The sequence below is a fragment of the Erysipelothrix tonsillarum DSM 14972 genome (assembly GCF_000373785.1).
GTDB lineage: Bacteria > Bacillota_I > Bacilli_A > Erysipelotrichales > Erysipelotrichaceae > Erysipelothrix > Erysipelothrix tonsillarum.
This window is the reverse complement of the sequence record NZ_KB892380.1, coordinates 283,392-309,211: the sequence shown is the minus strand read 5'-3', so window position 1 is coordinate 309,211 and position 25,820 is coordinate 283,392. Positions and strand designations below refer to the sequence as shown.

Genomic DNA, 25,820 nt, shown 5'->3' with positions numbered 1-25,820 from the left:
AATAGATGTAGGAGGTTTTATTATGAACAAAAAATTATGGAATCAAAATTTTATTCGTGTTTTCTTCGGAACTATTTTTTCTGAAATGGGAGGTATTGGGCTAAACCTTGCATTAAGTCTTGTTATTTTCGATCAAACACAATCCACCATGTTGGCAGGTGTTTTTACGGCTTTATCCATGATCCCAAACTTAATTCTCCCCTTGGGTATTGGACCTTTTATTGATCGTAAAAACCCTTTAAAAGTTCTAATTACTAATGAAGTAATCCTAATGCTTTTCTTCTTATTAGCAGGGTTTTATGTGAAATATTTTAGCTTTAACTATTATTCTTATTTATTCATTATTCTAATAATTACATCACTTGGAAATATTTCTTCTATCAGCTCTCAAACCATTATTCCTCAAGTCATTGATGCGCATTATTTTACACAAGGCAATGCGATTATTAACACGATAAATCCACTTTGCAGTGTTATTATGACACCGATTGCTATGATCTTTTATCGGTTGTACGGCCTTGATTCTATCTTTTTTGCTTATGCCGCTTTAACATTGATCGATGTTCTTATCGAACGTAAAATTGATGCTCCTTTTGACTATATTCAGTCCCAGAAAACGACTTTAATCGATGTTAAACAAGATTTAAAAGACGGCTATATCTATCTCAAATCTGATCGCGCGCTGCGCTCTGTCTTTCTCTTTTTCGCGATAGTTATGTTTTCAAGTGCTTCGTCAAATTTAATTTATCCGTTTTTTAAACAGCATGCCACCCTAACGGAAACGCATTATGCAACGTTACAATCTTTCTCTAGCTTTGGTTATTTGATAGGAGGACTTATTCATAGTCTGATTATATTCAAAGACCATCATCGATATACAATTGCGGTAGCAGTATATGCACTTTTTATTGGACTTGAAAGCATTTTCTTTTTTGTTCCCTTCCCACTTATGGTGGTTATTCGAATTATTCTTGGAATTATTGGTATGAATAGCGCAAACATTCGGATTAGTGCAGTCCAAAAACGTGTTCCATCACAATATCGTGCAAAAGTTAATTCCTTCTTTATGATTTTGATATCGGGAGCCATGATGTTGGGTCAATTTACATTTGGAGCACTCGCAGAATCATTTCCAATTCCTTATGTACATCTTTTTGCGCAATGTTTTTACTTACTGGCACTCGTCGTATTTATTCTGCCACCTCATAATCAAGTCCGTAGTTTTTATAACTACAACACACAATAACTTACAAATTTGTAACCAAGATGTAAGTAGAATCAATGGTGCTATCGGCTGCTTTTATCTATGATATAGGTAGAAGGAGTTGATTACATGAAAACTACAATTATTGGCATTATGGCCTTAGCCTTAATTATATTTGATACTGTAGCACCACTGTTTAATGTCACCTTGTTTAACGATCCCTATATACTGCTTAGTCCAATTATGGCAATCCTTTCGGTTCATCTGTTTAATAGTTATAAAAATAAGCGAAAACTTTTGTGTCATCTATTTATTGCCGCTATCGCAATGTTTATCGGCAACGCATTCATCAATGCTTTTGTTGTTTCACCAGTGTTTCAAACACATAGTAATTTATTTTTAACGCTATTATTAACGTGTCAGCTCTTGTATCTGTATGAATTCTTTATTACAGAAAAATATCCTACATTTAAACTTATTGGATGGATACTTTTTCCAATCTTTCTCTATCTTGGTCTTCGGTATACCGATCATGGTTCCATTATTATTCCATTAGCATTACTTACTTATATATTTAGAGATTCCTTACCTTTACAATTTATAAGTTGGGTCGCTTTGGTACTACTCTTAACTTTTTTATCAACACCAAGTATGTTAATCATACTCGCGTTTTTCCCACTAACACTACTAAAAGACTCTGCTTCGGAAACATTAAACCGTTCTGTCCGTTCTGTCCTTCCATCCCTTTATCCTTTAATTCTTTGGAGCATCAGTGTGAGCGCAACTTACCTATAAAAAAACGTCTTAAACAGAACGAAAGCCGTTCCACTAAGACGTTTTTTCTATATAAGTTGATCTGTATCCATGGTAATTTCAAGTTCATACGAAATGCCTTCGGAACGTAGGTATGCTATGATTTCATCTTTAATTTGCTCCGGCTTATGTTTTAAAGATTCAGATAGAACCACGTCAAAGATTAACACATCATTAATGATGCGCAAATCATGAAATTTACATCCTTCACAGAATTCTACTAGGTATTGCTTTATCACTCTTTGAATTCGTAAAATTTCGGGACTATCCATATCCAACGGATCTAAATGAATCACAATATCAATACGTGTTGCTTCTTTAATTTCGCGTTCAATCGCGTCAATAATATCATGTGCTTCAATTAGGCTTAGTTTTGCATCCACTTCAACATGAACAACACCATAAACATGAAACTTGCCATAATTATAAATCATTAAATCATGATAGCCTTCAATTTCGGTATTTTGACAAAGAATGGCTTTAATAATCGCTAACGTTTCTTTATCAGGTCTATTTCCCAACAATTCATTCATAAATTCTCGCACCATCATTATTGATGAATAGATGATAAAGATGGCTATCATAATACCTAAGTATGTATCCACTCGGAAGTTGAAGAAATATTGAATAAAGACACCAATCAGAATAGTTCCTGTAATCAAGACATCGTTGCGACTATCCTGGGCATTGGCAACCAACACTTCGGAATCTGCTTCTTTAGCTTTTTTGCGATAATATACGGACATTCCTGCTTTTACTATAATTGAGAACAATAATACAGCAATCATTGCCTTACTAATTTGCATCGGTTGGGGATCTAAAATATCTTTAACGGATGACTTAATAATGTCTACCCCTAAATAGAGCATAATGATCGAAATCACAAAACCACTAATGTATTCAAACCGCTCATGCCCATATGGGTGCTCCTTATCTGCAGGCTTTGCAGCAATTTTAAATCCAATAATCGTGATAATGGATGACAAACTATCTGATAAGTTATTAATTGCATCCGCGAGAATCGCAAAACTGTGCGAAAGCGTACCAATAACTAATTTTGATGTAAAAAGAATCAAGTTACAAACAATCCCAACGATGCCTGCCTTGATTCCAATCACATTGCGTTTCTCTAATTTTTTCATAGTACCATTATATCACATTAGTTTTTTTCAAATATAATCTTTATGTGAAATGGATCTTCAATGGTAAAATGTTTTTCATCGATATCAACGGTTTCAATTCCTCGATTCATTAGTTCACGACGATACCCATCTAAATCATCCAATGCTATTGTAAAAGATTCCATTCCGGTGAATTGAGCTGGAAGATGTTCCAAGTGTGGACCGGCCCATGCGTTGATTCCAATGTGATGGTGGTACCCATCTTTTGAAATAAATAAGGCTTGAGACATTTCCGTTTTCAGTTCAAACCCCAATGAGTCGATATAAAATTTTCGAGCTTGCTGGATGTTTGGTACTTGTAAATGAACATGCCCCATAGTTGTTCCTAGCGGCATTACCTTCCACGCAGTCGTATATGCAGTACTCATGAGCTTTTCAATATCAACTGCCTTAGTTCCACCTTCAATCATCCCTTTGTCATCAATTGTCCACATTGAACGCGGACGATCCGCGTACACTTCAATGCCATTTCCTTCTGGATCATTAAAATAAATGGCTTGGGAATACAAATGATCTCCCAACCCCGTTATCGATTGATTTAAGTTGATCAAGTGCCTTAAGAACTGTCCCAAGTAGGCTTCATTGGGCAATAGTAGTGCTAAGTGATAAAGACCTATCGCATTGTGTTGAGGCATTTCATATGGTTCTATTGCGCTCAACGTTATCAATACGTTCCCATCCACTCCTAACAAAACGGTTTCTTTCTCTTTTCTGATAACCTCAAGTCCCATGATCATTTCATAAAAATGTTGCATGGTAGACAGGTTATGAACACGTAGTACGATATTCTTTAGTTTGATATTATTTAGATTTTTCATTCCATCACCTCTATTAACATATTACTACACTATGTTATAAATAAAAGGCTTATGCTCATAAAAAAAGTGCCTAAGCACTTTTTTGGCATTCTGGACAAACTCCGTAAAGTTCTAATTGGTGACGGTCAATGACATAGCCACTATCCTTCGCTACTTTTCGTTCATATCCCCCGAGCGGACATCCCTCAATAATTGTAATGGTTCCGCATTCGGTACAAATAAGATGGTGTTTGTGAACATGGCGCTTATAATCATAGACACTTTGCGACGGTTCCAAAGGCACCGTTTTGGTAATAAGATCTTTTTGTTCAAAAACATCAAGAACGCGATAAATTGTGGATAAATCCATATACTCACCAACCGCATCCAAAGATTCACGGATTTGATTAATTGTTATGGGCGTTACACTCTCTTTAAGAATGCTTAAAATCGCTTCACGTTGTCGTGTCGATTTAATTCCGTGATGATTTAACTCTGACTTGATATCCATAATCATGACCTCCTAAATAAACTCTATTGATTCTTTAATTATTTTTTTGCTGACTGTTCCACGAGTAACATCATCCAAGGGATCAAGTAACTCTGGATTTGTGACTTGGACTTGGTAGCGAGCTAATGAATCGTAATTACGATCAATTACACTCCCAACGCTTGTTATATGAACTTCTACATCATTAATGAATTCATAGGGAAACGATAAATCAATGGTAAATACTTTTTGGGGTGTTTTGAGAACGGAAGCTTCAATTGCAAGTGTTACAGTAGACCCGTAAGCACGAATTAAACCTCCAACCCCTAATAAAATACCTCCGTAGTAACGAACAACTACAGCAATAACGCCATCAAGTTTATGTCCCCGCAAAACTTGAAGCATGGGTAACCCTGCCGACGATGCAGGTTCTCCATCATCATTAGAACGTTCAATCTCTTGAATCCGATAGGCACTACAGTGATGCGTTGCTTTGGGATGCATTTTCTTAATTGATTTTAAATAAGCCTTCGCCTCTTCTTCAGAACGAATCGGCGCTAAAAAACCAATAAATTTAGATTTATTGATTTCTTGTTCCACCATCACTTCAGCTTCGATTGTTTTGTAGTCTAATTGTTCCATGTATCTATTATAAAGCATTTCCCATCTTTCATAAAGGACTATAATAGTTTGACATTCAAAGTATTATCATCTATAATGCTTCCATCGGAGGATTTGTATGAAAAAAATAGCAATCGTATGTGATTCATCAATATGTTTCACCCCAGAAGAAATAAAACAGTATGATGTTTTTATTGCACCCGTAACACTCATTCACAATAATGTTGAGTATTTAGATCAAGAAACTATTTCTAAGGAAACGGTTCACGCTCTTTTAGAAAAAAAAGAAAAAATTCTGACTTCGCAACCTAATTTAGGCTCACTAATTGATCTCTTTGAAAAGATTAAGGCGAAAGGTTACCAAACCATTATTGCAATTACCTTATCTTCGAATCTATCTGGAACTTTTAGTGCTTTCAATCAGGCCGCCTCACATATCGAATCATGCGATATACATGTTATTGATTCGTTTTCGCTTGGGGGGCCTGTACAACAAACTGTCAAACTCCTAAGACAAATGGAATTGGATAACATGCCGTTGGATGAGATGCTTAAAAGGGTCGATAAGTTTTTATTACGTACTGAATCCTTTGTTTACCCTCAAAATTTAGATCAATTACGCGTAAGTGGTCGTATTTCAAAGCATGCCGCAATGCTTGCATCACTCTTGAAAGTTAAACCTTTACTTTACCTTGAAAATCATGGATTAACTATCGAAAAATTTGGAACTGCACGAACTGAAACCAAAATATTTGAAATGCTTATCACTCATATGAAGGATCAAGGAATTAATGCGCAAGAATATGATTTTTATTACTTGCATAGTGACGGATTTGAGATTATCGTGCGGCTCCGCAATGCTATAAATGACGCTTTTGGCACCCACAATAGCTTTATCATGGATCTTCCTGCCGCTGTAGCGACACATGCAGGCTTAGGAACAATCGCAATTCAATGGATACCTAAAGTTGATAAATATTTGAAGTGATGTCGTATGACTTAAATTATTAGTGTATAATGATAGTACTTGGAGGTTGTATTATGAAAACTGCAGTTATTGTCGATAGTAGTAGTAATTACTATAATGAACATATCGAAATGGATGGTCTTTTCGCGATACCCTTACAGATCATCAACGGGGATGATGCTTCACTTGAGAGTGTTGAAATTTCAATCGATCAAGTAAACGATTTTATGCGGCAAAATATTATGCTTCAGACATCATTACCAGCACTTGGAATGATTGAAGATTTATTCCGGGACATTAAAGCACAAGGATACGAGCGTATTCTCGCAATACCTATTACTACAGGTATTTCAGGAACAATCGGAGCAATGAATACGGCAGCTCAATTCGTAGATATTGAGTTTGTGTACATCGATTGCTTTACAGCGGCTTCGATTGAATTTGATTGTGGTGTTGCTGCGCGAAAATTATTGGATCAGGGATATGATATTCCTGAAATCACTGAACGCATTGATGTTGCCTTGAATAATTGTAATACTTTTATTATTCCTAATGATTTAGCTCACCTTTCTCGTGGTGGGCGCTTATCACCGCTTGCGGCAAAACTTGGTGGTTTTTTAAAGATTAAACCGATACTACATCTTAATAAAGAAACAAAGGGAATTATTGAACCCTTCGATAAAGTTCGTACAATGTCAAAAGCTATTGATCGAGTCATCGAAGCCATGAAAGAAGCGGGCGTAGATGAAACATATAAAATTACAGTTGTCGATGTGGATGCTAAAGAAGAATTAGCTAAAACTGCAGACAAATTACGTGATGCTTTTCCAAATACTGAACTTTATGTCACTGAATTAATTTCGACTGTAAGTGTTCATGTTGGAATCGGTTCCCTTGCATTTCAATATATGAAAAAAATTGAAGTCTAATTAAGACTTCTTTTTTTATATTAAAAAGACATCCAAGTGATGGATGTCTTTGGGTCGATTTAAAATCATTTATTCACTTCTAAGTGCAATTACAGGATCTTTTTTCGCTGCCATTCGTGATGGTATAACACCTGAAATGGAAGTAAGAATAATACTGATAACAATTAAAATAACTGCATGAAGTGGATTTAACACTGCAATATTTTCTGTTTTCGTCAAACTATAGATAATCGAATTGATTGGGAATGTAAGCAAGTAAGTTACTATAATACCCAAGGTACCCGACACAAATCCAATAAGGAATGTTTCTGCGTTAAATACTCGAGATATATCTTTTTTTCGAGCTCCTAAACTTCGCAACACACCGATTTCTTTGGTTCGCTCAATCACGGATACATAGGTAATAATTCCTATCATCAGTGATGAAACAATTAATGAAATGGATGAAAAACCAATTAATACGTATGAAACTGTACTTACGACAGTCTCCATGACGCCCGTAATCATTTCAGACATATCACTGTAGGTAATTTTATCTTCATCTTTTCTATCTGAATTATATGCATCTAAATGTTCACGAATTTCTTTCTTAGATTCAAAATCTGCGGGAATGATTGAAATATTACGAGGAAGTGTTGACGAACCAAGTTCTTCTAATTGATCTTGATATAACGCGTCTGCATCCTTGAATGGATTTCCCTCAAAAGGCATTCCAGATACCACACTGTATTCTTTTCCATTTTCCTTTTGCGCTTTAACAACATCCGAATCTGTTGAGTCCTTGATGAATGACTTAACCAAGTCTGAACGATAGTAGAGGCCCGGTGAATACATTTGGAACGATGAGTCTTCTTTTTGGCGCATCACACCTACCACAGATAGTGTCTTAGCATTTGAATTGTTATGAATCGATTCATAATTTTGAGCTGTAGCTTCACGATATAATCCAAATTCATCTTTAACATAGTAATCATTATTCTGTATTAACTTGTATTCTTGACCAATTAAATCTTTGAATTCAAATGAATCAGGGAGATCGCCAAGTCCAAGTTCTTTTAATGCTTCTTTTGCGATTCTGTTATAGTTATCCACAACCAACACTAACTCACGATCGCCCTGAGGCATGCGTCCCTCAAGAATATCGTATTGATTGTTATTGAATGCTTCATTATCTAATAACTCACCCATATGTGAGGAATTTGATTCAACATGAATATATTTATCCCCTGATTTACGAATCATATTCATATTGGCATTATGAATATATTGAATTGAAATATATTTTTCAGAATCTAACTTTTCAACATGATCAATATATTCTTGTGTAATATTATTTTTTATCACTTTTGTTTCAACTTTAGGTTCATAAGCCTGCCCTTTTGAATCAGAAGGAAATTCTTCTAGATTTTGGGTATCTTCTGAAATTACTGGACCGCTAAAATCAAAATCTGATGTACCAATTGTAATCGGAGATGTGGCTAACGTATCTGATTGCATTTTATTAATCGAATTCGATAGACCTGATGATAAAGCAAGAATCAACGCAATACCAATAATTCCGATACTCCCTGCAAAACTTGTTAAGATAGTTCTTCCCTTTTTAGCCCAGAGGTTTTTTCCACTCAAGCCAAGCGCTGTTGTGTAAGGCATTGATGTGCGTTTTGGTTTCGTCAATTTTGCACTATCCACATCTGATTCAAAAGGATTACTATCACTAATAATTTGGCCATCAAGTAACTCAACAATCCGATTGCTATATTCGTGTGCAAGTTCAGCATTATGAGTAACCATAATTACAAGACGATCTTGTGCTATTTCTTTCAATAAATCCATAATAATAACACTTGTCTTGCTATCCAATGCTCCCGTTGGCTCATCAGCTAGAATAATTTCTGGATCATTCACGATTGCACGAGCAATTGCTACACGTTGCATTTGTCCACCTGATAACTGATTAGGTTTCTTATGTAAATGGTCTGTTAATCCAACTTTTTCAAGTGCAGTACGTGCTCGTTGTTCACCTTCTTTTTTTGAAATACCGGATAGCTTCAATGCTAATTCAACATTCTGTAGAATGGTAAGGTGCGGTATCAAGTTATAGGATTGGAAAACAAACCCAACTGAACTGTTTCGGTAAGAATCCCAGTCTCGATCTTTATAGTTCTTTGTGGATACCCCTGAAATATTAAGATCCCCGCTCGTATAACGATCAAGACCTCCGATAATATTCAACATTGTCGTTTTACCACAACCTGAAGGTCCGAGTATGGACACAAATTCATTTTTTCTAAATGTTAATGAAACGCCTTTTAGCGCTTCTACATCACCATATTTTTTTGTTATTTTGTCTAATTTCAACATGTTAATTCACCTCTAATGTATTAATACAGTAATACATTAGAGGTGTTTAGTCAATCTTTTTTGTATCATTATCAAAAATATACATCTCACTGTAGTATTTAGAGAATTCAAATACAATCATAAATAATCCGATTGCGGTCCCAAATGCGACACCAATCTCTAAAACATCAACATTGTATACTAAAACTCGAAGTGGTAAGAATAACATACTAAATAGTGGCGTTAGGGATAAATACACTCCCCACCCTTCAGTCATTTGATAACGCGTATTTAAAAATATTGAGAGATAGTAGATACATAACATGACAAAATACAATGGACCATGCACGCTCCCTGCCTCTTCAATCGATCGAATGCGAACGGATAAAATTAGAAGGATAACTTGAACGGTTGCTATTCCAATCATAAGTATTAAAAATGCACATCCAATATTCACGTAATCCGTAGATGATAAATTGAAATTTTTTAAAATATCATAAAATGTTTTCCCTTCAAAATCTAAAATACTTAGAGTCTGAAGGACCTCAACGAGACCTTGCCCTTGATCGTAGACTTGTCTGATAAGAATCCAAAAACCAAAAATTAGAACAATACTTATCAGCTGAATCAACATCATCACAAGTCCCAATATGACTTTAGTAACAAAATAAGTCTCTACAGTAATAACTGAACAAAGCATTTCGAGTACATTGGAAGTTTTTTCCATAATTACTTCACTTACTGCTGATGAACTTAGTGATGTAATTAAAAAATACAAGGTTGTTAATATTGAAAAAACAATTTCTAAATTTAGATTATGTGTCGACTCATTCTTAAATACAACAATCGGTTTTATTTTGGAGCCATTTTCATAACTATCGATGATAAGATTTAACGTACTTTTCTCTGTAGGGCTCAGTGAGGTCGGTGTTTTGATAGTATAAATTCCCGCTTCTTTGTCAATCTTGATGGAAGCATCTTCATCATATTTAATAACCTTCTCAAATCCTAATGAAAATCTTTCCCATTCAATATTCATAGTATACACAGGTGTGGGCTCTGAAATATTAGGAAGTAGTAATGACAGAATTTTGTCACCAAAAAGCACACACCCCGAAACAATAAATACAATGAGATAAAAGAGTAATGTTGCGCGATTTAATATCCTTCGTTTTATTGAAAATTTAATTAACGTCTTCATATGTCTTCTCTACCATTTCTTTGAGGGAAATCGCATCAACAACGATTTTTTCAACACTGCGTGACTCGATGAGAATTGGAAGTATTTTGCTTAAAATTGATTTTTCACGAATCATGATATAAATCTTATCTTCCACAATTTTATAATCCAAATCAAGATGTTTAATATCATAATATTGTTCTTTCTCAATAATCAAATATGTCAGTGAAGCATCCTGCTTCAACACACTAAGCATGCCATACATCCTTACATTCCCGTCTTTTAAAATTAATACCTGATCAGATATTTCCTCTACTTCTTCATATTGATGACTTGAAATCAAGATTGATTTTCCTTTTCGGGATAACTCGCGAAGAAGTCCTTTAATAAGACGCATATTATGAATATCTAACCCACTTAATGGTTCATCCATAATTATTGTTTCAGGATCATGAATTAATCCACAAAGTATCTGTACTTTTTGTTGATTCCCTTTTGAAAGTGTTAATATTTTTGAATCAAGATAGATTTCGAGTTCAAGGAATTTTATCCAGTACATTAGATGTTCTTCAATGACATCTATATTCATCCGATGAAGTGCTGCATACAATTCCAAATGTTCTTTGACCGTAATATCCTTGAAAAGCGAACGATTTTCAGGTACATAACCCATCGTACCTATTTCAATCACTCCTGAGTCTTTACGTATCAGTCCTGTAATTGTTTTAAACAGGGTTGATTTACCACTTCCGTTGATCCCAAGAACGGCTAGAATTTCCCCTGGATTTAATATAAAAGATACATTATTTATACCTCTATTATTTTTGTACTGTTTCGTCAAATGTTCTACCTTCATAGTTCACCCTCTACTAGATGCGATGACTGCATTTAATTTCCTACAAAAAAAAGTGGTTTTTACCACTCTTTTAAATCTTCGAGCACACGATTCAAAGGTTCTTCATTGAAAACATCAATCCATGTGCTTTCAGTCTGATGTTTGAACCATGTGATTTGTCGCTTCGCAAAGCGTCGTGTATTCTGTTGAATTTGGGTCTTTACTTCATCGATTGTACTATTACCCAGGAAATAGGGTTTAAACTCTCGATAACCAATTGCTTGCATGCTTTGATAATCAAAAAGATTTTTATCGTTGGAGTACAACTGCGATACTTCTTCAAGTAATCCATGATTCAACATCACCTCAACACGCATGTTTATTCGCTCATAAAGCAATGCTCGTTCCCCTTGCAAGAAATATATTTTCGCATCATAGAGCCGTTCTTTTCCTTTGTTACTGTTTAAATCCGCTTTCGGTTTTTTCGTGCATTTAACCATTTGAAGTGAACGAATTAACCTTTTACGGTTATTTATGTGTATTGTCGAAGCGGTTACGGGATCAATTTGGATAAGTTCATTCATCATTGCTTCATTAGTCAGACTCTCATCAATTTCAGGAAGTTCTAACTCCTCTGTAAAACGGTAATCATTTAATAAAGCATTGATATAAAGACCGGTTCCACCAACGATAATCGGTATCTTTCCCTTACTAATAATCAAATCAATGGCTTCGCGCGCTTCAAGTTGAAATCGTGCTACATGATAAGATTCTGTATAGGAAACAATATTAATAAGATGATGCGGTATCCCATCCTGTTCAATAAGGGTCGGTTTCGCACTTCCAATATTAAGTTCATTATAAACTGCAACAGAATCCGCACTAATAATTTCACCATTAATTTTGTGAGCTAGCGCTACTGCAAGTTTCGACTTACCCGAAGCAGTAACCCCTGCGATTACTATTACTTTTTTCATCGCTTAAACTCCTTAATGAGTTGTTTATGTTCTACAGTAATGAATGTTGGACGACCATGAGGACAATTAAAAGGCTGTTCACATGCCCTCAATTGACGCACCAACTCGATCATCTCATCCATTGACATAAATTCATTAAACCGAACTGAAGAATGACAAGCAAGCGTGGCAAGAACATTTCGGCGAAGATCTTCTTCCCTTATTATGCGTTCTGCTTCAAACATATCAAGAACCTCATTGATAAATTCAGCTACAACATTTTCTTCAATCCATAATGGCGTTGAACGAAGTACAAAAGCATCATCCCCAAAAACCTCTAATTCTAACTGAAACTCTTGAAGTATTTTATTAATTTCATCGACACGGCCAATTATTGTTTTTCTGCCTTCTATAATTAAAGGGATTAGAAAATCTTGAGTCGGATTATTTTGATTCAACATTTTCTTTTGATAGTACTCATAGCGAACGCGTTCCATTGCTGCATGTTGATCAATAATATAGAGTCCTTGATCTCCTTGTGCAAGAATATAACAGCCACTTAACTGTGAAAGTACCGTCAAAGGTTCTATTTTTTCGTCGATATCATCAGTCGATTCACGTGGATCAGAAACTCTGGGTTTATAATCGGATAACGGCAATTCATCATAATTAAAATCCGCTTGATATATTTTTTTAGGCTCCTCAATTAACGGTTCGAATTTCGGAACAATATCGTCTAGTAATGCTTCTTTTAAATCCGTTTGAACTGGAATTGGCTTAGGTTCTGGGAAAGAAATCCGTTGTGGACGCATATTTGTTCCTAAAATATTTTCAAAACAATCCTGAATTAATTCGATTAAGACATTATCTTTTGAGAGGCGTATTTCCCATTTACTAGGGTGTACATTGACATCAACCAGTTGCGGATCAACATGAATGTTCATGACCACAATTGGATAACGATCTTGTGGCATATGTCTTCGATACGCATCTACAATTGCCTTTTGAATTTTCGGAAAACGAATCATACGATTGTTAATGTACAGCCAAATTGAGTAACGATTCGCCCGATTATGTTGTGGTAGTGCCATAATCCCATCAATTTTAAAATCATAATTTTCTGCTTTAAAACATTCTGTATCTTGTGTAACATGAGCACCATAAACACGATGAAATACATCCGCTATATCATTGCGACCATAACTTCTAAAACTTACTTTATCCTCATTATACAAGGTAAACGCAATATGCGGATTTCCCATAGCAAATTTTTGAATGGTATCAAGTATTATTGATGTTTCATAATGGATATTTTTAATATGTTTGAGGCGCGCTGGTGTTTTTAAGAAGAGATTTGAAACGGAAATTGTCGTCCCTTTATTTCTAGCTGCTCGTTCATTGATTTTTTTCACTCCATTATCAATGATTATTCGATTACCTTCTTCACCATCATGTGTGATTGCTTCAACGTGACTCACTGAAGCAATTGATGGCAATGCCTCTCCGCGAAAACCAAATGACGAAATCGCATTGAGGTCAAGAACACTCTTTATTTTTGAAGTTGAATGACGTTCAAAAGCCCGCGATAAATCTGATCCGCTCATACCATCCCCATTATCACTCACTTCGATTAATCCCATACCACCTTCAACAATACGCACTTCAACACTTGTAGCATTCGCATCAATTGAATTTTCTACAAGTTCTTTAATAATCCCAGCTGGGCGTTCTACAACTTCTCCCGCTGCAATCATATTTGTTAAATGTGTATCGAGTACTTTGATTTTATTCATTATCATCATCCTCAATTATCGCTTTTAGTTCAGATAGGACCATCAATGCTTCAATTGGAGTTAATTGATTAACATCAATGGATTGTATTTTATTCTTTACAGTACTATAACCTTGCGGTTCAATTTCTACAGTTAAGACTTTTGCGTCAATATCAAGACGATTCTTAGAGAGTTCTAAGATTTCTAAATTTTGCTTTGCTCGCTCGATAATACTTTGTGGTAAATGCGCAAGGCGCGCAACATTAATTCCGTATGATTTATCTGCACGACCATCAATGACTTTATATAAGAATGTGACATCATCATTCTCTTCATGCACTTCAACATGAATATTTTTAATACCATCATACATAGTTTCTAAAGTAACTAATTCATGATAATGTGTTGAAAATACGGTGCGACACTTAATCGAATTATTTATATATTCGATAATGGCTTGTGCGAGCGCCATCCCATCATAAGTCGAAGTTCCTCGACCAATCTCATCAAAGAGTACTAATGAATTCTTGGTTGCTCTTGATAATGCCGCTTGAGCTTCCATCATTTCAACCATGAATGTTGATTGCCCCATTAAAATATCATCACTCGCACCCATACGGGTGAAAATTTGATCAACAAGACTTAACTGCATCGACTCACACGGAACATAACAACCTGTCTGAGCTAAGATTACATTTAAAGCAACCATACGCATGTATGTACTTTTCCCGCCCATGTTAGGACCTGTTAGTATGAGTGTGTTTCGCTCCTGATTCATTAGAACATCGCTTGCAATATATTGATGGTCTTTTAACGTTGATTCAAGAACAGGATGTTTCCCATTTCGAATATCCAAAACATTTCCTGATACGAATTGCGGACAATGGTAGCCAGGTAATGAAGAAATTTCAGATAATGCCATAAGTGTATCCATCAACGCTATTGCTGACCCGATGTTATGAATTTCTGATGCATAACGAGCAACAAATTCAGATACTTGGTCAAATAGAATGTGTTCTATCTCTAGAATACGCTCACTTGCTTGACTTGTTTTTACTTCATAATCTTGTAAAGCTTCACTAATATAGCGTTCTGCATTGGTTAGTGTTTGCTTACGAATATAACCGAATTCTTCCCGGACATTCTCAATCTGCCCTTTTGATACTTCAATATAGTAGCCAAATGCCCGTGTATAACCAACTTTTAAGTTTTTAATACCCGTCTTTTCTCGTTGTTCTGCCTCAAAATTCACAAGCCATTTCTTGCCGTTTTTGGATATCTCTAATAATTCATCAAGTTCTTCATGAACCCCATGCTTGAACGTACGTCCCTCTTTAAGTGCGACCGGCGCATCGTCTAAGATATGACAATCCAATAAATTATAGACCGATTCCAGTGCATCAACTTCCATAAAATCAAAACAAGAAATTCCTGATACATCTTCTTGCATCATTTTAAAAATCCCTAATGTTTTCTTTAAACGAACAAGATCTTGAGCATTATGTTTTCCCGTTGATAAACGTGCAATAACACGATGAATATCATATGTTTCCTTTATCTTTTTTGAAAGTCCATCAGCTAAAAGATAATCTTCCATCAAAGTTTCAATTTGAAAATGACGATGCTGAATCGCTTCCAAGTTAACCATCGGTTGCATAAGCGTTTCTTTAAGGTAACGGGCACCCATGTTGGTTTGTGTTCGATTAATAAAATAGAAAAGTGAAAGTTCCTTTCCCTTTTGATGATCTATGAGTTCCAAGTTTGTCATGGTTGCATAATCCATACGTAGATATGCTTCATCGTTCAACACAACGACTTCACTTAAATGATTTAAGTTACGCTTATGCGTATAAACTAAATATTGAGTCAATCGCGCTAAAGTCTTCTTTATCGTTGGATCTTTATGGTCAACGGACGTCGATAGTTCATCTTGGTATGATATATAAATTTCAGTTTTATTTTTTATTTCGTTTAAGATTTTCGCATCGAAATGTTCCGATATAACAATTTCCTTTACTTGAAATTGTTGGAGAACTTTAATAATTTCCACAAAATCATTCATTACCCGAATTGCACGAAGATTTCCAGATACAATATCACAGCTCACAATTGTTGCATAAACTAAATCTAAGGATATTGAAGCGATTTCCCTTGTTTCATTATCATCCATTTCAAAATAGGTGCCAGGTGTTACTATTTCGACAACTTCTCGTTGAACTATACCTTTTGCTTCTTTTGGATCTTCAACTTGTTCGACAATCGCCACTTTATAGCCCGCACTTACTAATTTTTGGATATATCCTTGCGCAGCATGGTGCGGAACACCACACATCGGAGCTTTTTGGTCTTTACCTGCAGAGCGAGCCGTTAGTACGAGATCTAAAACCTTTGATGCTGTAATTGCATCTTCAAAAAACAACTCATAGAAGTCTCCCAAGCGATAAAACACCAACGCATCATTGGTGTTTTTCTTTATGTCCATATATTGTTGTAACATTGGTGTTAATGTTGTTTTTGTCATGCTACCTCTTCTTCCGTATCTTCTTTTGGAAGTGCATCAAGAAGACGGTTAACAGCACGTTGTAGCATAAAGGATGATGAACCTACGGATAATGTAAACCCTTGTCGTGTTTCTATAATTCGTGTTACACCTTGACGGTGTAAGCCTGAAACATTCAGATCATCACGATCACGAAGTGCTACATGAATATGTGTTGGTGTACTTGAAATTGCTTCAATATTTTCAAGTCCGCCTAAACGTTCGATAAAGTCACTAACGCGTTCTTTCTTACTTCCAATATTTAAAACATCAATCGCCATTCTGCTATAGTAGAATCGCGTCATTGCAAAATAGATAATAAATGTGATAATTCCTACAAGTAGAACAATCATAATTTTATTAAACATTACTGTATTTCGCATAAGTCCGATAAAATCAATTAAGTTTCCTGGTGTGGCACTGGTTACGGTTCCCAAATATGAGAAACCTACTGTTGCACCGAATCCCACTAAAATTGCATAAATGAATGCAGTCATGAATAAGTGGAAGAAATATAAAATTGGACTGGTTAGAAGCATCAATACTTCAACTGGGAATATAATGCCACCTAACATTGAGGTTAAAATTGCAATTACAAATAAATACAAGTTTTTCTTAAGAACTTTCTTATTTGAAATTGTGGAGAATACTGCGACTAAATATCCTGGAATCGCAAATAGATTTAATACGTAATAAGCGCTCGTATAACGACCGGCACCACTAATCATATTTAAACCTTCTTTTAGCTGTGCAGTCCAAATATTGGCATCACCCACAAAGGTTTCTCCCCCAATATTCATCCAAGATCCCCCTAAAGAACCAAGCCAAATTTCCTGATGCATCATTGTTTGAATATTTCCAAGTGTTAAAAGACGCTCTAACCCACCATAAGCAAATAAACTCATTGGGTTATGAGAGTCCGAAGAAATAAATTTTAATGCATTATAGATTCCATCTACAAACATAGGCCATACATATGCGAAAATCGCACCTACAATTGCGGAACCGATAATTGAATTCACAAGTTTCACGGTATCTTTATCTAAATAAGAGAGTTGTGAGAACCCTGCGGTTTCCTTGTGGCTACGATGACAGTATCGTACCACCATTAATACGGCTAAGAAGCCAAAAATCCCTGTTTTAAACAAACCATATGATTCGTTTCCAATTGTAATGTTTATAATGTCTGAATACGCTGCTTTTGGTGATGTCGTTGGCGACAATAAAGTCATCACGACTAAGAACACTAAATATGAAATGAATCCGGTAACCACAACATTGGTTTCATCATTTCGATGCGTTAACAATTTAATAAAAACATACAGTGGAAAATATGATAAAATGATACCACCAGCATACAACAACAATTTCGATGCTGTAACGAATAGTGGACTGTTAAATTTAAATATCATGACGATATATGGGTTTGCTATAATAGAACCGATTGTAATCAAGAAACAACCCAAGAATAATGATTTCAATGGGAGTTGTAACTGTTCATAATATGTCTGAAGACGATTCATTTTGAGCACCTCTAACTTTTCCATTCTATTATACACTATTACATTCATTCGCAAAAGGAGGCACGATGAACAAATTTATAAATGAAAGCAAACGACACTTCACGCTTGATGTGACACTTATTGTCTTGCTCTTTGCGTTATTTGGCGTTAGCCTAGTTGCAATTCATCTTGCAGCACCACTTATGAATCAAGATGGCGGGATAAATCTCGTCATTAAACAAGTAAGTTGGATTCTTGTAGGGCTAGCAGTTGTCGCCTTTCTACTAAAAATCGGCGTTGATAGGATCTTTACAGCCGTCGACATTGCCTATTGGATTCTTATGGTTTGTCTGCTCGGCCTCGTCGTAGCACGGATTCTTACTTCCCGCTTTGGAATTAACCTACGCTTCGCTCCCGAAATTAACGGAACCCATGCGTGGTATTCTATTCCCGGAATTGGATCATTCCAACCAAGTGAATTTATGAAAATTGTCTTGGTAATAAAAACTGCGAATACGATTCACGAACATAATTCATTAAAAACAGAGTATTCATTTAGAAGTGATTTCGAGCTTATTTTTAAAATGTTGAAGTATGTACTTCCACCCTTTATTCTTATCTTTCTACAACCTGATACAGGTGTTCCAATCGTTATTTTGGTTAGTCTCGCAACGATGTTTTTCTTATCTGGGGTTCGTAGAGAATGGTTCTTCGTAATTGTTGGGTTAGCCTTGGGACTTCTTCTTGGTATTGTCTGGCTCTACTACAATAACCAAGAACTCTTGAATACAATTCTTGGTGGGGGCGCAACACATTACCGACTGACACGCTTCTATGGTTGGCTTGACTACGAGAAATACCCACAAACATATGGATACCAATTATTTCAAGCACTTTTATCACTTGGTACTGCTGGATTAACAGGTCATCCTTTAGGGTCAGTTATTGCACAATTTCCAGAGCCTCAAACAGACTTTATTTTTGCGGTCATCTCCCAAAACTTTGGTTTTATCGGAGCATCGCTCGTAGTTATTCTTTCATTTACGTTTGATATTAAATTAATTATCAACACTCTTCGGAGCAATCTTCCGAAGGAACGTTATATGATGATGGGCATCATTGGAATGATTGTCTTTCAAGATTTACAGAATATTGGAATGATTCTTGGAATCCTTCCAATTACAGGAATTACCTTACCTTTTATATCGTATGGAGGTTCTTCTCTGGTGTCCTACATGATACCCATTGCCGTTGCTCTTCATATGTATAGCGAAACAGTGAATTTACATAAACATTGAAAAAACTAAATTTATATCGCAACCACAACTCTGGTGTGGATAATATTAAATAAAAGAAAAAGTATGACAACTCGTCATACTTTTTTTAAAACAACGCATTCAGGCGTTGAATATGTGGGATATCATTGAATCGTGCAAAGCGCATTACTTTAGGATAACTAGAGATTCTTATCTCATGGATACCATCTAAATGTTTGTGTAAGTGATCATAACATAAAAGTGCGTGGTCAAAAGAATCACTTTTCAAAATAATTTTGGAATCTGGTTTCATAATTAATGGCGAATCCAAACTTCGAGCATAACGATGATGAATCCCTGAAATCTCTGTTAACTGTAATAAATCCAATCCTGGAAAAATAACAGCACCACCGATAGAGCGGTTATAGGCCGTCGATCCATATTGACCTGAAATACAGACCCCATTCCCTCTAAATGTTTCGAAAAAACAATCATCAATGTATATGTCTAACGGTTGAGTTTTAACAATATTTTCGACTCGAATTTCATTCAAAGCACAAACATGCATTTCCCGTGTATCATTGATACAAAGGGCTTCAAGTATCCGCTTTTCTTCAATAACTGGTTCGTTATGAATGACATCTTTTATAAATTGGTCGACACAGTCTTTTGTATAATCCGTTGAGAAACCTAGGGTGCCTGAATGAATCCCTACAAAAGCGACATCATCGATAATATGTAACCAATCATGAAATGCTTTTAAAAGCGTTCCATCACCACCAACACAAATAACGAGCTCTGGATTTTCTATATCATATGTAAAGTTGTTTTCTACAAGAGCATCTCGTATTTTCGTACAAATGTCTTGTGACGCGGCATCACCACGTTGAACAAGTGTGAAACGTTTCATAACCCACTTCCTTTTCATCTAAACTTATTGTACCATATATGTATGAAACAACATCTCGAAATTGAATATAAAACAAAACTTACTCAGGATGAATTTAATCGAATTTTAGATTCACTCCCTTTTGAAGAGCCTAAGTATCAAGAGAATACCTATTATGATACACCTCAACGGTCGCTTTTCAACCAACAATCCATGTGTCGTATTCGCACTATTGGAAAAAACTATGAATTCACATTAAAGGTTCCACAAGAAGAAGGTGTATTGGAATACGAGGTTACCTTAAATGACAAGTCACTCAATGATGATCGAATTATTCATTTTCTCAATGAACGAAATATTGATATGAAAACAATGGAAATTATTGCCTTTAGTAATACTGTTCGATATGAATATTCTGACCTTTATGGCGTCTGGTGTTTAGATTATACCAAGTTTTTGAACTCCTTTGATTTTGAACTTGAGTATGAATTACATGCCGCCAATGAAAAAGCGTACCCACATTATTTGGACACGCTTAACTCTCTGAATATTGAATACAAAGCATCACAGCCTAAATATCTAAGAGCTCTAAATTCATACGATGAATAAGTGCCTTATACGGTTCTGGTGACGTTTGATTTTTAGTACAAATTACGAATGAGAACTTGATATCTTCAAGTTCTTTTTTTATTACCCAGGAAATACCCAACAATTCATAAATTTGATTTCTTAACGAAGAGCAAGGTAGATAGATTGAAGCTTGTTTAGCCCCATGATATGTATAACCGATTGACCCTACTTTATAAATTAACTCATTTGTTTGAATCATTGTTTCCTGTATATTGGTCCATTCACATCGAATTTTTGAAAGGACATCACGGATGCGCTGATGATGAATATCTTCTTCGATATCTTTTTCGCTTAACGCATGGTCATGAATAATTGTAAACCACTCATCAATCCCAATTCGCTTCCCTTTTTCTAGTAATTTTAGTGACACATCCGAATGATCCTCTTCAAGATAAGTAAATGATTCAAGTCGCTTTGTCAGTTTAAAATCGACTTCATTAAGATAAATCGGTGCTGCAAAAAACTTAACCTGTTCGAGTTCAATACTTTGAATTTGTCTTGGTAGACTGTTGTCTTTCGTAAGATTCAGTATTGCCTCTTCAAACGTTTCATAGGAAGTATAGCCATTCATTTGGTCGTATTGTTCCCAAGTTCTTTTTACACTCATGGTCCGAATATTTTTTGCTCTTCCATAACCGATGATCCCTTTTTCTTTCGTTTTAGGATGTATTAACCGTTTATCTAAAAAGAAAAGTAAATCACCGACATCAAAGCGTTCAAAACCCTTAACACTCAGTCTCCAGAAGTTAATTGTTTGATTTCCATTGATACGGTGGTATTCAATCATTTTTTCATCAGATATATATGCAATTGAGCTCATATGGACCTCCTATTTGACTTTACTACGACCTTCAAAAGCCTTCATTAATGTCATATCATCAGCATAGTCTAAATGACCGCCAATAGGTAAACCAAATGCTAAACGTGAAACTTCTACTTTATCTTCCAATTTTTTAGCGAGATAAAGCGAAGTCATTTCTCCCTCAACTGTTGCATTTAAAGCTAAAATTACTTCTTTTACATTTTCATCGATTCTGTCAATTAACGATGCGATATTAAGATTTTCTGGCAGAACGCCCTTATGTGTGGATATTAACCCTCCGAGGACGTGGTATACACCGTGATACTCATTCATTTTTTCAATCGAAAATGCTTCTTTTGCTGTTGCAACAACACAAATTATCGACCGATCACGAGATGGATCTAAACAAACTTGACACACTTCCTCATCAGATAAATTATGACACACCTTACAGGGTTTGATTTCTTTACGTGCGACGCTAAGATCTTCGGAAAACTTTTCAATGTCTTCTACATGATGTTCTAAAATATTTAGCGCATAACGTTCCGCCGTTTTCTGACCAACACCCGGTAGCATCATAAAGGATTCAATTAATTGTTCGAGTTTTTTAGGATACATTTAAAACCACCTCACGATTCAACAATTTCAACAATCTCTCCAAAAAGTTCTTTTACTTTTTCTAAACTCTCATCTTTTGTTTCTTCTTCTTTTGTTTCTGTCCCAAACGTATAAACTTTTGGTTCTAAAGGTTCTGGCAAATTACCATCTTTAGTCATTTGGAGAAATTTAGAAACGGCTTCTGTATACATATTTTGTGTGATTGCTAATATTTGTTTTTGTTCTCCAAACAGTACTTCTGAGAACTGATAAAGTTCTCCTTGATTGCGTAGTTCCGCAACTTCTCTTACAGCTGCCTCATTTGAAAGTGCAAATACCGCAAAGAAACTACTACTTAGAACAAGTTTACCACCACTTATTAGACGACTGGGTCTTGCCCACGTAAGATCAATCTTATAACGATCTATATTTTGATAGGCTGCTTCATCTTTAATTCGCATAGCTTTATCCGCAGAAACCATATATTGGACTACATCCTCAACTGCTAATAAGGCATCCGGTGCTTGTGTATTATTTGCTTCTAAAACTGTTTTTTCTATTGTGATTTCCATTTCATCGATTTCAGTATCTTCAAGAACATCGTCAGTTACTTCTTGTTTTATTTTTTCATCGTTTGTTTCAACCGGTTTATTTTTTTTCATAGGTTCGGTTTTATCGAATAGTGCTGAATTGTTAGCATTCTCTTTCATATTGTTCTCAGCTCGATATATTGCTTCTGCTGACACCGTATTCTCTTTAGGTTGATTTAAAATCACTTTCGGTTGATGTACAGTATTACTAAAAGAATTGTAGACATCAACCATCGCAACTTCAAAATACGTTGCTTGGTTTTGAGAAAACTTCATTTTATCCGCATATCCAAGTAATGTTTCAATTATAACAAGTCGTTCATTTACATGGATTGAGTTATCTAAGTATTTTATAAATTCGATTTCATTTTCGTTTACTAGGTTGCTTAACTTCGTATGGGTATAAATAATGGAATCTTTTAGACCACTCACTAAATCCATCATAAGTCGATCAATATTTACACTCTTTTCATTCATACGAGTAATTTGATCTACCAAAACTTCCATATCTTGATTTAAAATACTATTAAATAAATTTATTTTATCTTCAACGGTTATAATTCCATTTGTATCATAAATCTGCGAAATTGTAATCTGATCATCTGCAAGTACAATGGCTTGTTCAAGGATGGTTAGCGCATTTCTTAACCCACCACCCGATAACGTTGCGATAAGATTGGAAACTCCCGCTTCCGCTTCTACATGTTCACTTTCAAGAACGTAATCAAGTCGATTCGCAATATCTTTTTCGCCAATACGATTGAAATCATAACGTTGACAACGGGAAATAATTGTTGGTAGCACTTTATGAATTTCTGTGGTTGCCAGTATGAATACGACATGACTTGGTGGTTCCTCAAGCGTCTTTAAAAGCGCATTAAATGCACCTTGTGACAACATATGAACCTCATCAATAATATAAACTTTATACTTCCCTAAAATTGGTGTGTATTTTACTTTTTCAATTAAACCACGGATTTCATCAACCCCATTATTGCTTGCGGCATCAATCTCAATGAGATCAGGATGTGTTCCATCAGCGACAGCCTTGCAGTTATCGCAGACCCCACAAATTACTTGATCTGGGTTTTCACAATTCACCGCACGGGCAAACAACTTCGCAATTGATGTTTTACCGGTTCCACGTGGACCACAAAAAAGATATGCGTGTGATATCTTGTTTTTAGTAACAGAATTTTTAAGTACGTTCACTACATGTTCTTGCCCGACAACTTCATCAAGATGTGCAGGTCTATATTTTCGATATAACGATTGATACGACATATTATCACCTTTATATCATTATATCATGGAGGGCATTATATTGATATTCTGTTTTACAATCTATATAATGTAGTTAAGGTGGATGATTATGGAAAACAATACTAAGAAAAAGAAAAAATTTAATTTATTTGGTTTTTTAGGTATTTTAATGATTATTGCTGGACTTGGGATTATCGTGTACGATGTCGGTTCTTCATATCTTGAACGTGAAGCACTCAAACGTGAATTACAAGATTTTCTCAATGCGCCACTTCCTCAAGATGACTCAGATGGCCCCTCAAAGCAAGAAACTGCTAAATGGGGTTCGATTGAAATCGAAAAACTCGATATTAATCACTTAATTGTAAAGTCTGATGATTGGAGTTATTTAAATCGATACGTAGTTGCTTGGAACCGTTCTATTGACCCACCTGGGGAAGGTAATTTCTCTATTGCCGGTCATAATGGTCGATGTGCGAGTTGTGTCTTCCGTGATTTCGAAAAAATCGAAAAAGGAGATACGATCAAACTTCATCGTAAAGAAGATAACACAACCTATATCTATAAAGTATATGATAATTTCGAAGTTCCCTATACCGATACATCCGTTCTCAACGATGATGAATCTAAAGGTGCTACACTCACCCTCGTAACGTGTACCGAAGCGAATGATTACAGTGTAAATCGAACAATTATTAAAGCTGAACTTGAGAGTTCGGAACCAACTAATTAAACAAATAAAAAAGCCGATACAACTAAAGTATTGGCTTTTTTATTTGTTTAATCATTTTGTAATGTTGAATTCCCGCTTCCTCAAAAGGACTCCCAACAATCTCAAATCCATGTTTAAGATATAATGCTATTGCTTGATGTTGTGCATTCAATTCAATACTATTATAGCCATTGTTTTCAGCTTGAATGACCGCATAGCGAATTAAACGTGATGCGATTTTTTGATTTCGGTGTGAAACTAAGACCGCAAGTCGCCCTAGCTTCATTTTCTTATCATAGCAATATAAACGCATTGTTCCAACGACGGAGCCATATTGTATCGCTGCAATATGATGCACAGTAGGATTGTCCAACACATCATAAACGTCGTATTCTTCTTGAGGATCAATCCCTTGTTCATCGACGAATACCTTTTTGCGCACTTCAAGATAATCTTCAAAAAGCGTTTCATCTATTTTTTTTATTTTTATTTTATTATTTCGCTGTTGTTTAAAAAAATCGAGCATTAGTTTTCTTGTTTTTTCTTCCTCAACACCACGAATCACATTTGGATAGTGTTGATAACCATTAATTTGAGTGAAATCAATAATCGAGCCAAAACATCCGCTTTTCGGTTCGCTTGAACCATAAACAATTGTACTTACTCTCGATTGCATGATAGCTCCACCACACATCGCACACGGTTCGAGCGTGACATATAAGGTACAACCCTCCAAATTCCAGGTTCCAAGATATTTACCCGCTTGGTCCATCGCAACGATTTCTGCATGACCAGATGGTTGATGTTGCGTTTCACGAACATTATGTCCCCTACCAATTATTTTGCCATCCATTACAACAACGGCACCAACAGGGACTTCATTAAGTTTGTATGCAACGAGCGCTTCTTGATACGCTTCTTCCATAAATTGATGATGTTCTATTGCAAACACCCC

At 35.5% G+C, this 25,820-nt stretch carries 23 protein-coding genes; 7 read left to right on the top strand and 16 right to left on the bottom strand.

Going from position 1 to position 25,820, the window contains the following annotated elements; genetic code table 11:
- Positions 1 to 22 precede the first annotated feature (22 nt).
- Positions 23 to 1,246, top strand: coding sequence for an MFS transporter (locus tag B096_RS0109160; protein WP_018580436.1), 1,224 nt, complete (start codon positions 23 to 25; stop codon positions 1,244 to 1,246).
- A gap of 87 nt (positions 1,247 to 1,333) precedes the next feature.
- Positions 1,334 to 1,999 (top strand): hypothetical protein, encoded by a 666-nt coding sequence (locus B096_RS0109155; protein WP_018580435.1) that lies wholly within the window; start codon positions 1,334 to 1,336, stop codon positions 1,997 to 1,999.
- Between the two features lie 47 nt (positions 2,000 to 2,046).
- On the opposite strand, the gene B096_RS0109150 is transcribed toward B096_RS0109155, so the two are convergent.
- The 4 genes from B096_RS0109150 to B096_RS0109135 form a co-directional block, all read right to left on the bottom strand.
- Entirely contained in the window at positions 2,047 to 3,159 is a 1,113-nt protein-coding gene (locus B096_RS0109150) for a cation diffusion facilitator family transporter (protein WP_018580434.1), read from the bottom strand.
- A 17-nt stretch (positions 3,160 to 3,176) separates the two neighbouring features.
- The gene (locus B096_RS0109145) at positions 3,177 to 4,016 is read right to left on the bottom strand and encodes a VOC family protein (RefSeq protein ID WP_018580433.1); all 840 of its coding nucleotides are present in this window, start codon (positions 4,014 to 4,016) and stop codon (positions 3,177 to 3,179) included.
- 70 nt (positions 4,017 to 4,086) lie between these two features.
- On the bottom strand, positions 4,087 to 4,506 hold the full coding sequence (locus tag B096_RS0109140) for a Fur family transcriptional regulator (RefSeq protein WP_018580432.1): 420 nt from the start codon (positions 4,504 to 4,506) through the stop codon (positions 4,087 to 4,089).
- Between the two features lie 12 nt (positions 4,507 to 4,518).
- Positions 4,519 to 5,127 (bottom strand): IMPACT family protein, encoded by a 609-nt coding sequence (locus B096_RS0109135; protein ID WP_039736964.1) that lies wholly within the window; start codon positions 5,125 to 5,127, stop codon positions 4,519 to 4,521.
- A 97-nt stretch (positions 5,128 to 5,224) separates the two neighbouring features.
- Here B096_RS0109135 and B096_RS0109130 point away from each other — a divergent pair, with 97 nt between their 5' ends.
- Both B096_RS0109130 and B096_RS0109125 read left to right on the top strand, forming a co-directional pair.
- Positions 5,225 to 6,094, top strand: coding sequence for a DegV family protein (locus B096_RS0109130; protein WP_018580430.1), 870 nt, complete (start codon positions 5,225 to 5,227; stop codon positions 6,092 to 6,094).
- A gap of 53 nt (positions 6,095 to 6,147) precedes the next feature.
- The gene (locus tag B096_RS0109125; protein WP_018580429.1) at positions 6,148 to 7,002 is read left to right on the top strand and encodes a DegV family protein; all 855 of its coding nucleotides are present in this window, start codon (positions 6,148 to 6,150) and stop codon (positions 7,000 to 7,002) included.
- A gap of 69 nt (positions 7,003 to 7,071) precedes the next feature.
- Here the strand turns inward: B096_RS0109125 and B096_RS0109120 are convergent, their stop codons facing one another.
- The 7 genes from B096_RS0109120 to B096_RS0109090 are packed head-to-tail and all read right to left on the bottom strand — an operon-like array spanning position 7,072 to position 18,171.
- The gene (locus tag B096_RS0109120; RefSeq protein ID WP_018580428.1) at positions 7,072 to 9,363 is read right to left on the bottom strand and encodes an ABC transporter ATP-binding protein/permease; all 2,292 of its coding nucleotides are present in this window, start codon (positions 9,361 to 9,363) and stop codon (positions 7,072 to 7,074) included.
- Between the two features lie 46 nt (positions 9,364 to 9,409).
- Complete coding sequence (locus B096_RS0109115; protein WP_018580427.1) at positions 9,410 to 10,543, bottom strand: ABC transporter permease; 1,134 nt, start codon at positions 10,541 to 10,543, stop codon at positions 9,410 to 9,412.
- Positions 10,527 to 11,378 (bottom strand): ABC transporter ATP-binding protein, encoded by an 852-nt coding sequence (locus B096_RS0109110; RefSeq protein WP_018580426.1) that lies wholly within the window; start codon positions 11,376 to 11,378, stop codon positions 10,527 to 10,529. The genes B096_RS0109115 and B096_RS0109110 overlap by 17 nt, the downstream gene beginning before the upstream one ends.
- 59 nt (positions 11,379 to 11,437) lie before the next feature.
- Positions 11,438 to 12,334, bottom strand: a complete 897-nt coding sequence (gene miaA / locus B096_RS0109105; protein ID WP_018580425.1) for a tRNA (adenosine(37)-N6)-dimethylallyltransferase MiaA — start codon at positions 12,332 to 12,334, stop codon at positions 11,438 to 11,440.
- Entirely contained in the window at positions 12,331 to 14,106 is a 1,776-nt protein-coding gene (gene mutL, locus B096_RS0109100) for a DNA mismatch repair endonuclease MutL (protein ID WP_018580424.1), read from the bottom strand. The genes miaA and mutL overlap by 4 nt, the downstream gene beginning before the upstream one ends.
- A complete protein-coding gene (mutS, locus tag B096_RS0109095) occupies positions 14,099 to 16,606 on the bottom strand; it encodes a DNA mismatch repair protein MutS (RefSeq protein WP_018580423.1) in 2,508 nt (835 codons plus the stop codon). The genes mutL and mutS overlap by 8 nt, the downstream gene beginning before the upstream one ends.
- A complete protein-coding gene (locus tag B096_RS0109090; protein WP_244264594.1) occupies positions 16,603 to 18,171 on the bottom strand; it encodes a PTS transporter subunit EIIC in 1,569 nt (522 codons plus the stop codon). Before B096_RS0109090 ends, mutS begins: the two co-directional genes overlap by 4 nt.
- Before the next feature lie 41 nt (positions 18,172 to 18,212).
- On the opposite strand from B096_RS0109090, the gene B096_RS0109085 reads away from it, so the two are divergent.
- Entirely contained in the window at positions 18,213 to 19,424 is a 1,212-nt protein-coding gene (locus B096_RS0109085) for an FtsW/RodA/SpoVE family cell cycle protein (protein ID WP_018580421.1), read from the top strand.
- 85 nt (positions 19,425 to 19,509) lie between these two features.
- Here the strand turns inward: B096_RS0109085 and B096_RS0109080 are convergent, their stop codons facing one another.
- Positions 19,510 to 20,292 carry an NAD kinase gene (locus tag B096_RS0109080; RefSeq protein ID WP_018580420.1) on the bottom strand — a complete coding sequence of 261 codons (783 nt, stop codon included), beginning with the start codon at positions 20,290 to 20,292 and terminating at the stop codon, positions 19,510 to 19,512.
- A gap of 42 nt (positions 20,293 to 20,334) precedes the next feature.
- Here B096_RS0109080 and B096_RS0109075 point away from each other — a divergent pair, with 42 nt between their 5' ends.
- Positions 20,335 to 20,880 (top strand): CYTH domain-containing protein, encoded by a 546-nt coding sequence (locus B096_RS0109075; RefSeq protein WP_018580419.1) that lies wholly within the window; start codon positions 20,335 to 20,337, stop codon positions 20,878 to 20,880.
- Here B096_RS0109075 and B096_RS0109070 read toward each other — a convergent pair.
- From B096_RS0109070 to dnaX, 3 genes are read right to left on the bottom strand one after another with little or no spacing between them, the layout of a single operon-like run.
- Positions 20,843 to 21,721, bottom strand: a complete 879-nt coding sequence (locus tag B096_RS0109070) for a hypothetical protein (protein ID WP_018580418.1) — start codon at positions 21,719 to 21,721, stop codon at positions 20,843 to 20,845. The two genes, B096_RS0109075 and B096_RS0109070, sit on opposite strands and share 38 nt — an antisense overlap.
- Before the next feature lie 9 nt (positions 21,722 to 21,730).
- On the bottom strand, positions 21,731 to 22,321 hold the full coding sequence (gene recR / locus B096_RS0109065) for a recombination mediator RecR (protein WP_018580417.1): 591 nt from the start codon (positions 22,319 to 22,321) through the stop codon (positions 21,731 to 21,733).
- Positions 22,322 to 22,332: 11 nt separating this feature from the next.
- Entirely contained in the window at positions 22,333 to 24,174 is a 1,842-nt protein-coding gene (dnaX, locus tag B096_RS0109060) for a DNA polymerase III subunit gamma/tau (RefSeq protein WP_018580416.1), read from the bottom strand.
- An 88-nt stretch (positions 24,175 to 24,262) separates the two neighbouring features.
- Here dnaX and B096_RS0109055 point away from each other — a divergent pair, with 88 nt between their 5' ends.
- Complete coding sequence (locus tag B096_RS0109055; protein ID WP_018580415.1) at positions 24,263 to 24,886, top strand: sortase; 624 nt, start codon at positions 24,263 to 24,265, stop codon at positions 24,884 to 24,886.
- 22 nt (positions 24,887 to 24,908) lie between these two features.
- On the opposite strand, the gene B096_RS09710 is transcribed toward B096_RS0109055, so the two are convergent.
- Positions 24,909 to 25,817, bottom strand: a complete 909-nt coding sequence (locus tag B096_RS09710; protein WP_244264593.1) for a GNAT family N-acetyltransferase — start codon at positions 25,815 to 25,817, stop codon at positions 24,909 to 24,911.
- Positions 25,818 to 25,820: the final 3 nt, after the last annotated feature.

Excerpts from the sequence above, each read along its gene's own strand:
- B096_RS0109160 (WP_018580436.1), top strand. The coding sequence starts at position 23 with ATGAACAAAAAATTATGGAATCAAAATTTTATTCGTGTTTTCTTCGGA.
- B096_RS0109155 (WP_018580435.1), top strand. The coding sequence starts at position 1,334 with ATGAAAACTACAATTATTGGCATTATGGCCTTAGCCTTAATTATATTT.
- B096_RS0109150 (WP_018580434.1), bottom strand. The coding sequence starts at position 3,159 with ATGAAAAAATTAGAGAAACGCAATGTGATTGGAATCAAGGCAGGCATC.
- B096_RS0109145 (WP_018580433.1), bottom strand. The coding sequence starts at position 4,016 with ATGAAAAATCTAAATAATATCAAACTAAAGAATATCGTACTACGTGTT.
- B096_RS0109140 (WP_018580432.1), bottom strand. The coding sequence starts at position 4,506 with ATGGATATCAAGTCAGAGTTAAATCATCACGGAATTAAATCGACACGA.
- B096_RS0109135 (WP_039736964.1), bottom strand. The coding sequence starts at position 5,127 with ATGGAACAATTAGACTACAAAACAATCGAAGCTGAAGTGATGGTGGAA.
- B096_RS0109130 (WP_018580430.1), top strand. The coding sequence starts at position 5,225 with ATGAAAAAAATAGCAATCGTATGTGATTCATCAATATGTTTCACCCCA.
- B096_RS0109125 (WP_018580429.1), top strand. The coding sequence starts at position 6,148 with ATGAAAACTGCAGTTATTGTCGATAGTAGTAGTAATTACTATAATGAA.
- B096_RS0109120 (WP_018580428.1), bottom strand. The coding sequence starts at position 9,363 with ATGTTGAAATTAGACAAAATAACAAAAAAATATGGTGATGTAGAAGCG.
- B096_RS0109115 (WP_018580427.1), bottom strand. The coding sequence starts at position 10,543 with ATGAAGACGTTAATTAAATTTTCAATAAAACGAAGGATATTAAATCGC.
- B096_RS0109110 (WP_018580426.1), bottom strand. The coding sequence starts at position 11,378 with ATGAAGGTAGAACATTTGACGAAACAGTACAAAAATAATAGAGGTATA.
- miaA (WP_018580425.1), bottom strand. The coding sequence starts at position 12,334 with ATGAAAAAAGTAATAGTAATCGCAGGGGTTACTGCTTCGGGTAAGTCG.
- mutL (WP_018580424.1), bottom strand. The coding sequence starts at position 14,106 with ATGAATAAAATCAAAGTACTCGATACACATTTAACAAATATGATTGCA.
- mutS (WP_018580423.1), bottom strand. The coding sequence starts at position 16,606 with ATGACAAAAACAACATTAACACCAATGTTACAACAATATATGGACATA.
- B096_RS0109090 (WP_244264594.1), bottom strand. The coding sequence starts at position 18,171 with ATGGAAAAGTTAGAGGTGCTCAAAATGAATCGTCTTCAGACATATTAT.
- B096_RS0109085 (WP_018580421.1), top strand. The coding sequence starts at position 18,213 with ATGAACAAATTTATAAATGAAAGCAAACGACACTTCACGCTTGATGTG.
- B096_RS0109080 (WP_018580420.1), bottom strand. The coding sequence starts at position 20,292 with ATGAAACGTTTCACACTTGTTCAACGTGGTGATGCCGCGTCACAAGAC.
- B096_RS0109075 (WP_018580419.1), top strand. The coding sequence starts at position 20,335 with ATGAAACAACATCTCGAAATTGAATATAAAACAAAACTTACTCAGGAT.
- B096_RS0109070 (WP_018580418.1), bottom strand. The coding sequence starts at position 21,721 with ATGAGCTCAATTGCATATATATCTGATGAAAAAATGATTGAATACCAC.
- recR (WP_018580417.1), bottom strand. The coding sequence starts at position 22,321 with ATGTATCCTAAAAAACTCGAACAATTAATTGAATCCTTTATGATGCTA.
- dnaX (WP_018580416.1), bottom strand. The coding sequence starts at position 24,174 with ATGTCGTATCAATCGTTATATCGAAAATATAGACCTGCACATCTTGAT.
- B096_RS0109055 (WP_018580415.1), top strand. The coding sequence starts at position 24,263 with ATGGAAAACAATACTAAGAAAAAGAAAAAATTTAATTTATTTGGTTTT.